General features: G+C 41.2%; 10 protein-coding genes, 6 tRNA genes and 3 rRNA genes. 5 read left to right on the forward strand and 14 right to left on the reverse strand.

Going from position 1 to position 15,167, the window contains the following annotated elements; all coding sequences use genetic code 11:
- Positions 1-66: 66 nt before the first annotated feature.
- The 3 genes from PB01_RS19390 (at position 67) to PB01_RS19400 (ending at position 2,321) form a co-directional block, all read left to right on the forward strand.
- Positions 67-948, forward strand: coding sequence for a LysR family transcriptional regulator (locus PB01_RS19390; RefSeq protein WP_151701696.1), 882 nt, complete (start codon positions 67-69; stop codon positions 946-948).
- A 20-nt stretch (positions 949-968) separates the two neighbouring features.
- Positions 969-1,514, forward strand: coding sequence for a histidine phosphatase family protein (locus PB01_RS19395; RefSeq protein WP_151701697.1), 546 nt, complete (start codon positions 969-971; stop codon positions 1,512-1,514).
- Between the two features lie 579 nt (positions 1,515-2,093).
- Positions 2,094-2,321, forward strand: coding sequence for a hypothetical protein (locus tag PB01_RS19400; protein WP_151701698.1), 228 nt, complete (start codon positions 2,094-2,096; stop codon positions 2,319-2,321).
- 221 nt (positions 2,322-2,542) lie between these two features.
- Here the strand turns inward: PB01_RS19400 and PB01_RS19405 are convergent.
- The 9 genes from PB01_RS19405 to PB01_RS19445 all read right to left on the reverse strand — a co-directional run bounded on the left by PB01_RS19405 (position 2,543) and on the right by PB01_RS19445 (position 8,803).
- Positions 2,543-2,615: transfer RNA gene (locus PB01_RS19405), tRNA-Ala, on the reverse strand.
- A 27-nt stretch (positions 2,616-2,642) separates the two neighbouring features.
- Positions 2,643-2,717, reverse strand: a tRNA-Gln gene (locus PB01_RS19410).
- Between the two features lie 6 nt (positions 2,718-2,723).
- Positions 2,724-2,807 (reverse strand) — tRNA-Tyr (locus PB01_RS19415).
- A 21-nt stretch (positions 2,808-2,828) separates the two neighbouring features.
- Positions 2,829-2,904: transfer RNA gene (locus PB01_RS19420), tRNA-Val, on the reverse strand.
- Between the two features lie 125 nt (positions 2,905-3,029).
- Positions 3,030-3,102: transfer RNA gene (locus PB01_RS19425), tRNA-Thr, on the reverse strand.
- Between the two features lie 12 nt (positions 3,103-3,114).
- Positions 3,115-3,189: transfer RNA gene (locus tag PB01_RS19430), tRNA-Asn, on the reverse strand.
- Positions 3,190-3,788: 599 nt separating this feature from the next.
- Positions 3,789-3,904 (reverse strand): 5S ribosomal RNA (gene rrf, locus PB01_RS19435).
- 186 nt (positions 3,905-4,090) lie between these two features.
- Positions 4,091-7,018, reverse strand: a 23S ribosomal RNA gene (locus tag PB01_RS19440).
- A 231-nt stretch (positions 7,019-7,249) separates the two neighbouring features.
- Positions 7,250-8,803 (reverse strand): 16S ribosomal RNA (locus PB01_RS19445).
- The 16S, 23S and 5S rRNA genes sit together here, the layout of an rRNA operon.
- Positions 8,804-9,059: 256 nt before the next feature.
- On the opposite strand from PB01_RS19445, the gene PB01_RS19450 reads away from it, so the two are divergent.
- On the forward strand, positions 9,060-9,725 hold the full coding sequence (locus PB01_RS19450; RefSeq protein WP_151701699.1) for a hypothetical protein: 666 nt from the start codon (positions 9,060-9,062) through the stop codon (positions 9,723-9,725).
- A 47-nt stretch (positions 9,726-9,772) separates the two neighbouring features.
- On the opposite strand, the gene PB01_RS19455 is transcribed toward PB01_RS19450, so the two are convergent.
- Positions 9,773-10,453, reverse strand: coding sequence for a KinB-signaling pathway activation protein (locus PB01_RS19455; RefSeq protein WP_151701700.1), 681 nt, complete (start codon positions 10,451-10,453; stop codon positions 9,773-9,775).
- A gap of 135 nt (positions 10,454-10,588) precedes the next feature.
- On the opposite strand from PB01_RS19455, the gene gerD reads away from it, so the two are divergent.
- Positions 10,589-11,191 (forward strand): spore germination lipoprotein GerD, encoded by a 603-nt coding sequence (gene gerD / locus PB01_RS19460; protein ID WP_151701701.1) that lies wholly within the window; start codon positions 10,589-10,591, stop codon positions 11,189-11,191.
- Between the two features lie 31 nt (positions 11,192-11,222).
- On the opposite strand, the gene PB01_RS19465 is transcribed toward gerD, so the two are convergent.
- The 4 genes from PB01_RS19465 to PB01_RS19480 form a co-directional block, all read right to left on the reverse strand.
- Complete coding sequence (locus tag PB01_RS19465; protein ID WP_151701702.1) at positions 11,223-12,275, reverse strand: Mrp/NBP35 family ATP-binding protein; 1,053 nt, start codon at positions 12,273-12,275, stop codon at positions 11,223-11,225.
- Between the two features lie 78 nt (positions 12,276-12,353).
- The gene (locus PB01_RS19470; protein ID WP_151702133.1) at positions 12,354-13,067 is read right to left on the reverse strand and encodes an N-acetylmuramoyl-L-alanine amidase; all 714 of its coding nucleotides are present in this window, start codon (positions 13,065-13,067) and stop codon (positions 12,354-12,356) included.
- Positions 13,068-13,143: 76 nt separating this feature from the next.
- Entirely contained in the window at positions 13,144-13,812 is a 669-nt protein-coding gene (locus PB01_RS19475; protein ID WP_151701703.1) for a GNAT family N-acetyltransferase, read from the reverse strand.
- A 43-nt stretch (positions 13,813-13,855) separates the two neighbouring features.
- Positions 13,856-15,040 carry an MFS transporter gene (locus PB01_RS19480; protein WP_192797403.1) on the reverse strand — a complete coding sequence of 395 codons (1,185 nt, stop codon included), beginning with the start codon at positions 15,038-15,040 and terminating at the stop codon, positions 13,856-13,858.
- Positions 15,041-15,167 lie beyond the last annotated feature (127 nt).

The following is a 15,167-nucleotide window of genomic DNA, read 5'->3' on the forward strand; positions in this document are numbered from 1 at the left end:
ATAATTATGAAAATTAAATATTCTAAATGAAATTGATTAATATTTTTAATTAAAAGGAGAAGTCAATTGGAATATCAATGGTTAAAAACCTTTATAGTCGCAGCTGAAACAAGTAATTTCAGAAAAGCCTCTGAAAAATTATTAATTTCACAGCCAGGTGTTACTGTCCATATAAAATTATTAGAGGAGTACCTAGGAGTATGTCTATTTGAACGAACTAATAAGCGGGTGCACTTAACCGAAGCAGGTAAAATGTTTTATACAGAAGCTATACAACTTACTAAAGGCTTTGAGGTAAGTGTTAATCGTCTACATGCTTTTACTGAGGGGTACACTCGTCAGTGGAATATTGCAATTTCTCCTTTGATGGCCGAAACCATCTTACCTTATATTTTGCGTTCTTTCATGAACAATCATCCAGATCTAGAAGTATCTATACGAGTGGAAGAGTCGAGCTCCATTGAAGATTTAGTGTGTAGTGGAGAAGTTAATATTGGCATTTCAGCTTTAGAAGCAACAAGAAAAAGCATTCAATCTATTGAGCTTTATAAAGATCCACTTCTATTTATTGTTCCAACTGATGCATATGATGATGAAACAGGCCCTGTTATAGATCCAGAGGACTACTTAAAAGACCATTATTTATTCACTCATCATCACCCAGTCGTTTGGGATGCTCTTCTTTTACAGCTCCGCAAGAAAGTAATTAATATGAGACCAATGAAAGTGACGCAAGCCTATATAGTGAAACGTTTCATACAAGAAGGTCTAGGTACTTCCTTTCTTCCTCAGTCCATCGTGAAAAGGGAACTTATAGAAGGGCGTGTAATGAGTATCCCTTTTGATTTATTTCCTCTTCCCGAAGTAAAGACCTATCTTTTACTAAAAACATTAGGTGATTTAGAAAAAGAATTTATTAAAAAAATTTCCCAATACTACTTCGGTTAACTATTCTTAGAGGTGAGCATATGAAGAAACAAATATATCTGATTAGACATTGCCAAGCGGAAGGACAAGAAGCCGATGCACCCCTTACTGAGAAAGGGTATATCCAAGCTATTCAGCTTGCTGAATTCTTAAGTAACATGAAAATCGACCGAATTATTTCCAGTCCTTTTTTACGGGCGCTCGAATCTATTGACCCTTTTGCAAAAAACAACAGTTTAGACGTTCAAATAGATCATCGATTAGCAGAACGAGCACTAAGTTCCATATCCATGCCAGATTGGCTTGAGAAATTGAATGCGACGTTTAACGATATGGAGTTAAAATTTGAAGGTGGAGAATCGAGTAAGGAAGCTCAAGCACGAATGTTAGAAGTAATAGACGAGGTGATATCAAATGATATAGAAAATACAATAATCGTAACTCACGGAAATATCCTGTCTTTACTATTGAATTATTACGATCATCATTTTGGCTTTGAAAAATGGAGATCTTTAAGAAACCCTGATGTGTTTTTATTGCAACATACAAATAACACTTGTTCAATCGAGCGTGTGTGGCAAAAGTAATTTCCAACAAGAAAAACGCAATCGCCCTTTAAGTGCACCTTGTATTCTCTATTTCTAGAGTGCTTTGGACGAAACATTTGCTCCTGCGGTTACTCGTCGCAAAAAGAATTTTGGCTACACTATTACCGCGGGAATTTCTGTGAATTGAGAAGTGACTGTGTCACTTCTCAATCCACTTTTTTTCGATAATCTTGCGGCGGATGTTTGTCCGTTGCCTTCTTGAAATTTGTAGAGACAAGGAGCGTAAGGTTTGGTGGATGAGAGATTAGATACTTTCCTATTCCTTTAAAAGCGGACGAAGATGCAATTTCGTCCGCTCAGCGCTTCGTTATCAATGAATACTACCTATTTTTTCAGGCCCCACCAACTCTAATCACCTACCTGCTGATTCATGTATACTGTGTACGATAAAAGTAAAAACATATAGGAAATCCCGCTTAAGGAAGCCACCATTAAAATCACTTCAGGTCTTTGTGAATACTGGATTTCTAGTATATCAATTTCATATACTTTCTTATTAGGAACTACTCACTTAAGGATTGTAGAGAAAGGTGGCGACTCCAGATGGAGGCCAACAGGATGTTAGTCACGAAGGCGTTACCACACGATGTGGCGCTCTTAGCCTTCGTTCCTCATCGCTCACCACGCGGAACGCTTCCACCTGAAACGGAAATCCGCGGTATTTTTTATTCTTTAAAGTACTATGAACACTGGTTTCGCTGGTTGTTAATCCATATACTTTCTTATCTTTCAAGAAAAGCGCAAGCTCCTATGTCTGCCCGAACAGGCAAAATGGGGTTGGTGTAGGTCTGCATCATGCGTGCCCAGGGGGCAGCTCTCCAGCCACCACAAACGCTCTTGTTTGCGACGAGCTAGTAAGCTTGAGCAAAATTTTCACATTTGACCCCGAAGGACAAGGCGCTGCAGTCTGGACAGTTACTTAGTAGAAATCCATATGCTTTCTTAATTTTCAAAAAAAGGGTATTCCAGTTGAAATGGAATACCCTTTTAATCATGATATATATTTATGGAGCCTAGCGGGATCGAACCGCTGACCTCCTGCGTGCAAGGCAGGCGCTCTCCCAGCTGAGCTAAGGCCCCTTAATAAGTTTTTTTATATTACGGTTATGGCTGGGGTACCTGGATTCGAACCAGGGCATGACGGAATCAAAATCCGTTGCCTTACCGCTTGGCTATACCCCAATAAAATGGTGGAGGGGGGCGGATTCGAACCGCCGAACCCTAAGGAACGGATTTACAGTCCGTCGTGTTTAGCCACTTCACTACCCCTCCAAAGCTAAGTATGAAAATAAATGGTGGAGGATGACGGGCTCGAACCGCCGACCCTCTGCTTGTAAGGCAGATGCTCTCCCAGCTGAGCTAATCCTCCTGGGTTATAAAATCACGATAAGTGGCGCATTTCTACGTCATATCCGGACAAGAATAATAATAACATATATGCCTTACTTAGACAAGTAGTTCTATAAAATTTTAATATTTTCTACTTTATATGTAAGCTTCCAACCGGATTTGAACCGGTGACCTCTTCCTTACCATGGAAGCACTCTACCTACTGAGCTATGGAAGCAAAGACAAAAAATGGCTCCGAAGGTAGGACTCGAACCTACGACCAATCGGTTAACAGCCGATTGCTCTACCACTGAGCTACTTCGGAACAATATGTTTAACTGAAGTACAAATATAATTATAGCAATCCTTTTATAAATTTCAAGCCTATTTTAAAATCTTCTTAACAAATTTATAGATTATTTTCTAAGTTTTGATTAATTAAGTACTTTTCATTTACTAGTGATACGTGAAAACCAAATAATCTCCTAATAAATACTACAAATACATCTAATTCGTCCGAAATAGAACCCTATTTTCTCTTACGAAAAAGTAGAAAATGAATAAAAATTGATTTAGTAGATGTCCATATAATAGCTGTGAAGGATATGAGCAATTCTCTTGAGTAAAGGGTATCTTCACAAAAAGTTCGGCAATTAACCTAAAAGAAGTCCTATTTCAAAATTGTTTTCGAATTATTATCCATAAACAGTTAGGAATTGGTAGAACGAGACTAATTCTAGTAATCTCGTGATCAAATTTCACATTATGGGGTTGACTCTATGTGAGATAGGTCATTTGTTTAATAGTGCAATCAGATCAGATTCATAATAGAATTTTTGATTTTTACACAAGATCGATTCTCCTAAAATCATTTTACATATAAAAAAAGTCGTTACCGATTACTCGGTAACGACTTTTTTTAGTGCCCAGCGACGTCCTACTCTTGCAGGGGGAAACCCCCAACTACCATCGGCGCTGAAGAGCTTAACTTCCGTGTTCGGTATGGGAACGGGTGTGACCTCTTCGCCATCATCACTAGACTAGTTCGGCTTTCAATACACTGCGCATTGCGTTGTCAACTTCATTCGATCAATCAGTCACGTACTTAAGTACGCTCCTTCTTTCTCTCAATCGTTTCCTAGCACTGTTTGCGTCTTGAAACCCTCTAAATTGAGTGCTTGTTCACTCAAAACTGGATAAAAGACATTGAAATGTGCAAATTCTATTTGGTTAAGTCCTCGATCGATTAGTATTCGTCAGCTGCACATGTCGCCACGCTTCCACCCCGAACCTATCTACCTCATCGTCTTTGAGGGATCTTACTTACTTGCGTAATGGGAAATCTCATCTTGAGGGGGGCTTCGTGCTTAGATGCTTTCAGCACTTATCCCGTCCACACATAGCTACCCAGCGATGCTCTTGGCAGAACAACTGGTACACCAGCGGTGTGTCCATCCCGGTCCTCTCGTACTAAGGACAGCTCCTCTCAAATTTCCTACGCCCACGACGGATAGGGACCGAACTGTCTCACGACGTTCTGAACCCAGCTCGCGTACCGCTTTAATGGGCGAACAGCCCAACCCTTGGGACCGACTACAGCCCCAGGATGCGATGAGCCGACATCGAGGTGCCAAACCTCCCCGTCGATGTGGACTCTTGGGGGAGATAAGCCTGTTATCCCCGGGGTAGCTTTTATCCGTTGAGCGATGGCCCTTCCATGCGGAACCACCGGATCACTAAGCCCGTCTTTCGACCCTGCTCGACTTGTAGGTCTCGCAGTCAAGCTCCCTTCTGCCTTTACACTCTTCGAATGATTTCCAACCATTCTGAGGGAACCTTTGGGCGCCTCCGTTACACTTTAGGAGGCGACCGCCCCAGTCAAACTACCCGCCTGACACTGTCTCCTACCCGGGTTACGGGTATGGGTTAGAATTTCAATACAACCAGGGCAGTATCCCACCGACGCCTCCTCCGAAGCTGGCGCTCCGGGCTCTAAGGCTCCTGCCTATCCTGTACAAGTTGCACCAAAATTCAATATCAAGCTATAGTAAAGCTCCACGGGGTCTTTCCGTCCTGTCGCGGGTAACCTGCATCTTCACAGGTACTATAATTTCACCGAGTCTCTCGTTGAGACAGTGCCCAGATCGTTACGCCTTTCGTGCGGGTCGGAACTTACCCGACAAGGAATTTCGCTACCTTAGGACCGTTATAGTTACGGCCGCCGTTTACTGGGGCTTCAATTCGCACCTTCGCTTGCGCTAAGCACTCCTCTTAACCTTCCAGCACCGGGCAGGCGTCAGCCCCTATACTTCACCTTACGGTTTTGCAGAGACCTGTGTTTTTGCTAAACAGTCGCCTGGGCCTATTCACTGCGGCTCTTCTAGGCTATACACCCAAAAGAGCACCCCTTCTCCCGAAGTTACGGGGTCATTTTGCCGAGTTCCTTAACGAGAGTTCTCTCGCTCACCTTAGGATTCTCTCCTCGACTACCTGTGTCGGTTTGCGGTACGGGCACCTATCACCTCGCTAGAGGCTTTTCTTGGCAGTGTGAAATCAGGAACTTCGGACTAAGTCCTCGCCATCACAGCTCAATGTTACAGAGTGCGGATTTGCCTACACTCACACCTCACTGCTTGGACATGCATAACCAACAGCATGCTTACCCTATCCTTCTGCGTCCCCCCATTGCTCAAACGGTGGTTTGGTGGTACAGGAATATCAACCTGTTGTCCATCGTCTACGCCTATCGGCCTCGACTTAGGTCCCGACTAACCCTGAGCGGACGAGCCTTCCTCAGGAAACCTTAGTCATACGGTGGATGGGATTCTCACCCATCTTTCGCTACTCATACCGGCATTCTCACTTCTAAGCGCTCCACCAGTCCTTCCGGTCTGACTTCAACGCCCTTAGAACGCTCTCCTACCACTGATACCATAGGTATCAATCCACAGCTTCGGTGATTTGTTTAGCCCCGATACATTTTCGGCGCAGCGTCACTCGACCAGTGAGCTATTACGCACTCTTTAAATGATGGCTGCTTCTAAGCCAACATCCTGGTTGTCTAAGCAACGCCACATCCTTTTCCACTTAACAAATACTTTGGGACCTTAGCTGGTGGTCTGGGCTGTTTCCCTCTTGACTACGGATCTTATCACTCGCAGTCTGACTCCCAAACATAAATCATTGGCATTCGGAGTTTGTCTGAATTCGGTAACCCGGGATGGGCCCCTAGTCCAAACAGTGCTCTACCTCCAAGATTCTAACGTTTGAGGCTAGCCCTAAAGCTATTTCGGAGAGAACCAGCTATCTCCAGGTTCGATTGGAATTTCTCCGCTACCCACACCTCATCCCCGCACTTTTCAACGTGCGTGGGTTCGGACCTCCAGTAAGTGTTACCTTACCTTCATCCTGGACATGGGTAGATCACCTGGTTTCGGGTCTACGACCACATACTCATTCGCCCTATTCAGACTCGCTTTCGCTGCGGCTCCGTCTTCTCAACTTAACCTTGCATGTAATCGTAACTCGCCGGTTCATTCTACAAAAGGCACGCCATCACCCATTAACGGGCTCTGACTACTTGTAGGCACGCGGTTTCAGGATCTATTTCACTCCCCTTCCGGGGTGCTTTTCACCTTTCCCTCACGGTACTGGTTCACTATCGGTCACTAGGTAGTATTTAGCCTTGGGAGATGGTCCTCCCAGATTCCGACGGAATTTCACGTGTTCCGCCGTACTCAGGATACACTCAAGAGAGAATGAACTTTTGACTACGGGGCTTTTACCCTATCCTGCGGACCTTTCCAGATCGCTTCGTCTAACTCATTCCTTTGTAACTCTATGTAGAGTGTCCTACAACCCCAAGAGGCAAGCCTCTTGGTTTGGGCTATTCCCGTTTCGCTCGCCGCTACTCAGGGAATCGATTTTTCTTTCTCTTCCTCCAGGTACTTAGATGTTTCAGTTCCCTGGGTGTGCCACAGATACGCTATGTATTCACGTAAATGTACTGCTCCATTACGAACAGTGGGTTTCCCCATTCGGAAATCTCCGGATCAAAGCTCACTTACAGCTCCCCGAAGCATATCGGTGTTAGTGCCGTCCTTCTTCGGCTCCTAGTGCCAAGGCATTCACCGCGCGCCCTTATTAACTTAACCTAATTTGGTCCTCCGTGAAAACACGGACTTCCTATAGTAGTTAAAAATACTACGCAAAATATAATCACAAAAGTGATTACAAATTGAATTTCTTGAATTTGTTTCTTTCAATGTCTTTTTATCCAGTTTTCAAAGAACAAGTTTTCAAATGCTCATAAAAATGAACATTCAAAACTGAACTGCAAAACGTTAAGATACAGATAAAAATCTGTATTCCGATATTATCCTTAGAAAGGAGGTGATCCAGCCGCACCTTCCGATACGGCTACCTTGTTACGACTTCACCCCAATCATCTGTCCCACCTTCGGCGGCTGGCTCCCGTAAGGGTTACCCCACCGACTTCGGGTGTTACAAACTCTCGTGGTGTGACGGGCGGTGTGTACAAGGCCCGGGAACGTATTCACCGTGGCATGCTGATCCACGATTACTAGCGATTCCGGCTTCATGTAGGCGAGTTGCAGCCTACAATCCGAACTGAGAACGGTTTTATGGGATTAGCTCACCCTCGCGGGGTTGCGACCCTCTGTACCGTCCATTGTAGCACGTGTGTAGCCCAGGTCATAAGGGGCATGATGATTTGACGTCATCCCCACCTTCCTCCGGTTTATCACCGGCAGTCACCTTAGAGTGCCCAACTGAATGCTGGCAACTAAGATCAAGGGTTGCGCTCGTTGCGGGACTTAACCCAACATCTCACGACACGAGCTGACGACAACCATGCACCACCTGTCACCGCTGTCCCCGAAGGGAAAGATCTATCTCTAGAACGGTCAGCGGGATGTCAAGACCTGGTAAGGTTCTTCGCGTTGCTTCGAATTAAACCACATGCTCCACCGCTTGTGCGGGCCCCCGTCAATTCCTTTGAGTTTCAGTCTTGCGACCGTACTCCCCAGGCGGAGTGCTTAATGCGTTAGCTGCAGCACTAAGGGGCGGAAACCCCCTAACACTTAGCACTCATCGTTTACGGCGTGGACTACCAGGGTATCTAATCCTGTTTGCTCCCCACGCTTTCGCGCCTCAGCGTCAGTTACAGACCAGAAAGCCGCCTTCGCCACTGGTGTTCCTCCAAATCTCTACGCATTTCACCGCTACACTTGGAATTCCGCTTTCCTCTTCTGTACTCAAGTCCCCCAGTTTCCAATGACCTTCCACGGTTGAGCCGTGGGATTTCACATCAGACTTAAAGGACCGCCTGCGCGCGCTTTACGCCCAATAATTCCGGACAACGCTTGCCACCTACGTATTACCGCGGCTGCTGGCACGTAGTTAGCCGTGGCTTTCTAATGAGGTACCGTCAAGGTACGAGCAGTTACTCTCGTACTTGTTCTTCCCTCACAACAGAGTTTTACGATCCGAAAACCTTCTTCACTCACGCGGCATTGCTCCATCAGACTTTCGTCCATTGTGGAAGATTCCCTACTGCTGCCTCCCGTAGGAGTCTGGGCCGTGTCTCAGTCCCAGTGTGGCCGATCACCCTCTCAGGTCGGCTACGCATCGTCGCCTTGGTGAGCCGTTACCTCACCAACTAGCTAATGCGCCGCGGGCCCATCCTGTAGTGACAGCCGAAACCGTCTTTTAACATTTCCCCATGTGAGGAAATGGATTATTCGGTATTAGCCCCGGTTTCCCGGAGTTATCCCAATCTACAGGGCAGGTTGCCCACGTGTTACTCACCCGTCCGCCGCTAAATCAGAAGAAGCAAGCTTCTTCGTCATTCGCTCGACTTGCATGTATTAGGCATGCCGCCAGCGTTCGTCCTGAGCCAGGATCAAACTCTCCATAATAGAGAACTTAAAAAGCTCATTTTGTTTTGCTGGCATCATCATTAAATGATGTCCATTTTTTTTTTGCTATCAAACTAACCAAAGTTAGTCTTTCAAGCTGTATGTCTTAACGTTTTGCATGTTCAGTTTTCAATGTTCATGTTGTTCATTTTGTCGTTTTGTTTCAGCGACCTTTGTATCTTAACATCTTTTAAACATGAATGTCAACACTAAATCATAAAATTGATTAGAATGACTGGAAAGGTGCGATTTTACAATGAAGTCAAAGCTTTTATTAATTGTAACACTGTTCGTTTTTGTGAGTCTTTTTTTTATTATCCCAAATAAGTATTCTTCTATGCTTCCTGTTTTTCAATTGGTTGAAAAGCCTACTGTTGTTTCCAAAGGTTCACACGGAAAAACGATAACCATCGATTTAACTTTCGGCAAAGAGGACATGGAAGTTTTCTTAAAAGGCTTGGAGGCACCTTATCCACATTTTTTCATTAGCAATGATTGGATTGATCGTTCTCCTGCTCTTATTCAAATCATGAGGGAGAAAAGTATCCCGATTAGTCTATTAGGGCAAGAAGGTTCAAAATATATAGACGATCCTTCTTTATTCAAAAAGGAGATTGATCAATTCGAACAAAGCGTTGGAGAAGTTCCTCTCTGGTTTCGAACAAAGGATTATGAGTTTCCTATAGAATTACAAAAAACCGCTTGGAAATATGAAGTAAATTTGTTGAGTTCAAGTAAATACTGGGTAGAAGGAATTCAAAAAATCAAGCTTGAAAATGGCGATATCCTTAGCATCCCACTACACCAAGAGGAAAGAATGGATATAAAACAACTAAGTCAATTACTTAAATCTGATTCTTTTCTTTCTATTGAACAAAATATTTTCGGTTTAACGACTAAAAGTAAAACAATACCCGAATAGAGATGGCACAAAAAAACTGCTCGACATTTAGTCAGAGCAGTTTTTTGTTATTTCGCTTTTAAAGCGATTGCTTCTTTTCTTGCTTCTCTACGCGCTTCTAATTTTTTTCTATCTACGTCTGACTTTGCATTATATTTTGGCAAAGACAATAATTGGTATGCATTAACTGACAGAAGTGGCACCAAAACAATTAGTAACCATGCATCCGCATCACTCGATTGAACCCTTAGAGCTGCCAACCATTCAAGTGTCGTAATTGCAATCATAAAGAAAAGAGCGGAGATTAATATTTGTTTCTTTGTTTTATTTGCCTTAATGATGGCTACAATTACTGAGGCACCTATTAAAAGACCCAGTGCTACTATTCGTAGCCAGATGTGGCTTGACGTCCCTTCAGTAGCTTTAAATCGAAAGAAAATTAAGTCAAAAATGACAAATGCAATGATGAGTAATTGCACCCAATTCCATAAAGTAAGGCTTTTGAAAATATTGACGCCCATTTGATGGATTGTTAAATAAGCAAAAAATCCCATCTGAGCAATTACACTTATGATAAGTCCAAAGCCCACTAAAACGATAAATGCTGCGATCACTGCTCCCCATTGTCCTGCTTCATAGTATGTAGCAAAGTTTTTATTCCATAATATTATTGACCCTAATACACCTGTGATTAGTCCACCTATCCACATTGCATTTAGAAAAAATATAAACCAATTTCGAATTGTCACTGTAAAAAGTCCTCCATATTCTAATAAGTCCTTTATAGATTGTAACAACCATTATCAAAAAAATCTATTTGTTACTTACTTCTATACATATTTACGTAAAAAATGTGAATAATAATTGAAAGGATGGTGACTAATTTGAAGTATCTTGCTCTCATTTTATTAACTATTTGCTTACTCGCTGGGTGTAGCAACTCCACTTCCTCGACGCCTTCTTACGATGAGATGAAAAAAATCGTAATTGATGCATTGCAAACAGAAGATGGGAAAAAGTCTGTGCGAAAGCTTTTAGATGATCCTGAGTTTAAGGCATTATTAGTAATTGATAGTGAACAAGTAAAAAAATCTGTTGAGCAAACAATGTTATCCAAAGATGCAGAAGAATTTTGGAAAGAAGTTTACCAAGACCCTAAGTTTTCAGAAACAATGGCAAAGAGTATGGTAAAGCAACAAGAAGAGTTAATGAAAGCACTTATAAAGGATCCTGAATACTTAAAGGATTTAGAAAGCTTTTTCGCTTCTGCCGATATGAAAAAAGAGCTAGGGAAAATACTACAATCCGCTGATTTACGGAAAGAGATGGAAAAGGTCGTAGAAGAAACGATTCAAAGTCCTTTATTGCAAACAAAGTGGCAAAAGCTAGTGGAAGAGGCTGGGTCTGGTTCTCAAAAAAGTGGGGGCGGCGGTTCTTCAGGAGGTTCGGATACATCAAAAGAAGGGCAAGAGGATTCCAAAAAGTAAGGCCGCTCCTGTTTAGGAAACGGCCTTTTTCTTATGCTTTTTCAATGACTTCACGTGCGATGTCTAAATAAATTTTTCCTGTTTCATGCGTTTCAGCGTAAACAGACGGAGCAAAATCGATATCGTTCCAATCTGGTTGACCAAGAGGAATTTGACCAAGTAATTCTGTACGAAGTTCATCCGCAAGTTTAGGTCCCCCACCCTTACCAAATACAAACTCACGTTCACCTGTAGATTTCACTTCGTACCAGGACATATTTTCAATTACTCCTAATATTTCATGATCTGTTTGTAGTGCCATTGCACCTGCTCTAGCAGCAACAAAAGCAGCTGTAGGATGTGGTGTTGTGACAACAATCTCTTTAGACGTAGGTAACATTTGATGAATATCTAAGGCAATGTCACCTGTACCAGGTGGTAAATCCAATAGTAAGAAGTCTAACTCTCCCCATTCTACATCTTTAAAGAATTGATCTAAAACTTTTCCAAGCATTGGTCCCCGCCAAACAACCGGCGTATTGTTTTCCACAAAGAACCCCATTGAAATGACCTTTACTCCTTTTCTTTCTACCGGAATAATACGATCTTCTTTAATCTGCGGAACATCTTTTACACCCATCATATCCGGTACGCTAAATCCGTAGATGTCTGCGTCTACTAAACCTACTTTTTTCCCTAAACGCGCAAGTGCTACTGCTAAATTTACGGATACAGTAGATTTCCCAACTCCACCTTTACCTGATGCAATGGAGATAATCTTAACTTTACTGTTTGGAGAAAGGATACTTTCACTATCACTTGTTTTTGCCTGACCACGGAATTGTTCTAATACTTCTTTTGGAAGCTCCTCGAAACGAATACCAACAGTAGCTGCTCCTGCATTTTTCAACGTTTCCACAACTTTTCCTTGCAGTTGCATTTGCTCACCAGAATTAATTTTGGCAATTGCAAGTTTTACGCTAACATGGTTTTTTTCTTCCTTTATGGATACTTCCGAGATTCCGTTTGTTTCTTCTAGCGTTCTATGTAAAAATGGATCGTTTAATTCTCCAAGTAATGCTCGAACTTGTTGTTCATTAATCATTTGTAGACACTCCCCTTAAAGTTAACTATTCGCATTATAGTATACCATATACGAGTGTCTACAAACCCTCACATGCACTTAGTAAATATTATCCTCTACGAAACGACGTACACCTTTTGCAATTGCTTCCACCATTTGCTTTTGATACTTCTCCGATTTTAATAATTCCCGTTCTTCATTATTACTTAAAAATCCAGTTTCGACTAATACGGCTGGAGCCTTTGCTTTTTTCAAAATATATACTTGCTTTATAGCAAGTGCTTCTCTTTCTGTATTCCCTATATCTTCTCGAATAGCTGCTTGAATGGATTTTGCCAATAGTTCCCCACCCTCATGACCTTCAGCATGGTAAAATACTTGCGCACCTCTCCATCTTTCTTCCGGTACAGCATTCACATGCAGACTAAGTACAATATCTGCCTCTGAATTATTCATAATTTCTTCTCTTAGAAGTAAATCTGCCCGCTTTCGTGCACGAGTCGTTCGATAATCTCCATTTGGATCATGCTCATCAATTGCATCACCTTCTTTGCGACGAGTCATCACAACTGTTGCCCCTTTAGCTTTTAACTCTTTCTCTAGCTTTAGAGACATTGATAAGGTAATATCCCGCTCAATCGTTTCTCCATGACTGGCCCCCCCATCTATTCCTCCGTGGCCAGGGTCAATCACAATTTTTACTCCACTTAATGGTTCTGGCATGAAAAAACTTAAATCACTAGCTTTCGTTCCATAAAATACAGCTAGCAAAGATATCAAAAACAATACGAAGATAATCAGCCATTTTTTCAGATTCATCGCTCCTTTTTCACTCATTATACGTATGAGGGACAAAGAGTATGTTTGCTTTATGGAACAACTTCGTGAATCATTTTTCTATCCTATATATCCCTTTCTTATCCCTTAATTTACAACCATTTTTCTCAAAAATTCTTATCATATGCCAATTACTTTCATCTGTACTTCCGACATAATAATTAGCATTCATTTTTTTCATTAATTTTAATGTAATTTTGTGAATCTCTACACCTAGGCCCTTCCCTCTCCATTTGGGAACAATGCCAAAGTAGAACATTCGTCCTTCATCTATCGTTCCCATCTCGATATGTGGAATACTTATTCCAATTAATTCGTGATCTTTTAAGAAGTAAAAGCAGTTGTTTCTCCAGTCGGCACCTAATTCATTGCTTATAGAAGCCATCACTTGATCTATTGGCTGCGGCACATTTTTATTTGTTGTTCCCAAACGACATAATTCGTATGTACGACCAAACTCTGAATCCGTCATGAATCCTTCCGATAGAGCATGAAACGTTAGGTTGCTTTCGTGGTATTCTTCTTCCCCTAATTCTTTTATATATTCATGAATAACAGAGATTTTTCTGAACCCATTATCTAGAAGCCAATTCTCAAAACTTTCTTCCATTAGTAAGGATAAATAATCAATATTATTCTGTTCGTATTCACTCAATAGTTTTGTAAACTCTGCTTTATATACTGCATCGGTTTTGTCTTTTATCTTAATCTGATCAGCCAACCAAGAGGCTTGTTAATTTTTAATTATATTAAATAATTTCATGCTAAAACCTCATTCTCATTTTATTGCTTAAATAAAAGGACGGTATAGCCAATACAGTTACCAAACTGATGATGATAAAGACAATTGCGCCTCCACTGAAACTATCCAACAGCAAGCCCCCCATACTTGGTCCGGCAATTCTCCCAACAGATTTCACTCCGGATAAAGCAAAATAGGTCCCTTTTTCATGTTCCTCGCACATGCCATCCAGGTGAATATCAATCATCGTGAATACTAATACCTCTCCCGCCGTAAAAATAATCATCGCTAAAATTAGCATAACAATATGCTCAGTCTGTCCAAATAAAAACAAACCAACAGTTAACAACCCACTACCTATCATCAACGAGGTGGTTGTGCTAATAATTTCACCTAACCTATAAACAAAATATTGAATAACGATTACGGTAATTGCATTTGTTGTAATCAGCCATGCAAAATATTGCAGTGCTTGCTTATGATTAAATATCATCCCCAAATATTGACTAAACGTCGAATCAAATTGACTGTAACCGAAACTGATGAAAATTAATGCCAATATAAAAATGCTAAATGCATAATCCTTTTTGAATACATAAAAGGAATGAAAGATGGATCGCTTCTCTAAATTTTTGGCTACTTGTTCCATTGGATACTTTTTGAAGATGAATGCAAACGTAATAATGTTAATTAAGAAAATAAAACCAACTACAAAAAACAAGTTCTTCATACCAAATTGTTGAAAATACACAGATGTAAGTGGTGCAATAGCTGCAGAAATATTAATCAAAAAGTATCGGATATTGAATATGAATCGTCTATTGACTGGTTCCGTATATAAACTTAATAACACTCGATAGGTAGGTTCTACAATCGCTTGACTCATTCCTAGAATCGCAGCAAAAACAATGAATCCTGTATATTGATCGATAAAAGGAAAATAAATATAACACCCTAAATAACCAAACAATCCAGTGATAATAACTTTATTCTTCGGAAACTTGTCGATATAAGGCCCCACAAAGAAACTCATGATTAAATTAGATAAAGCTAATGTAGATATAATCGTACCAATTTGAACTCCGGTATATTGAAATTCGTCTAGTAAAAATAGCGTCAGATAAGGTAACACTAAAAATGTTCCAAATCGCGCAATAAAAATGCTAACAAGAATCGTAGACGTTACCATGTTAAATTTGCTTTTCATAAAATACCTCTTTTTCTTAAAATTCATATTCCTTACGTATAACAGAATAACTTTCTGGCTTGAACAAATATTTAATTAATATACACCTCAAAAAATATGGAAACAATCTTTTTTTAAAACAATATTA

It is taken from the genome of Psychrobacillus glaciei (assembly GCF_008973485.1).
In the GTDB taxonomy this organism is placed as follows: Bacteria; Bacillota; Bacilli; order Bacillales_A; family Planococcaceae; genus Psychrobacillus; species Psychrobacillus glaciei.

What these genes read in the sequence shown, in the direction of transcription:
- PB01_RS19450 (WP_151701699.1), top strand. Translation starts at nt 9,060, where the DNA reads ATGAAGTCAAAGCTTTTATTAATTGTAACACTGTTCGTTTTTGTGAGT.
- PB01_RS19480 (WP_192797403.1), bottom strand. Translation starts at nt 15,040, where the DNA reads ATGAAAAGCAAATTTAACATGGTAACGTCTACGATTCTTGTTAGCATT.
- PB01_RS19400 (WP_151701698.1), top strand. Translation starts at nt 2,094, where the DNA reads ATGTTAGTCACGAAGGCGTTACCACACGATGTGGCGCTCTTAGCCTTC.
- PB01_RS19395 (WP_151701697.1), top strand. Translation starts at nt 969, where the DNA reads ATGAAGAAACAAATATATCTGATTAGACATTGCCAAGCGGAAGGACAA.
- PB01_RS19465 (WP_151701702.1), bottom strand. Translation starts at nt 12,275, where the DNA reads ATGATTAATGAACAACAAGTTCGAGCATTACTTGGAGAATTAAACGAT.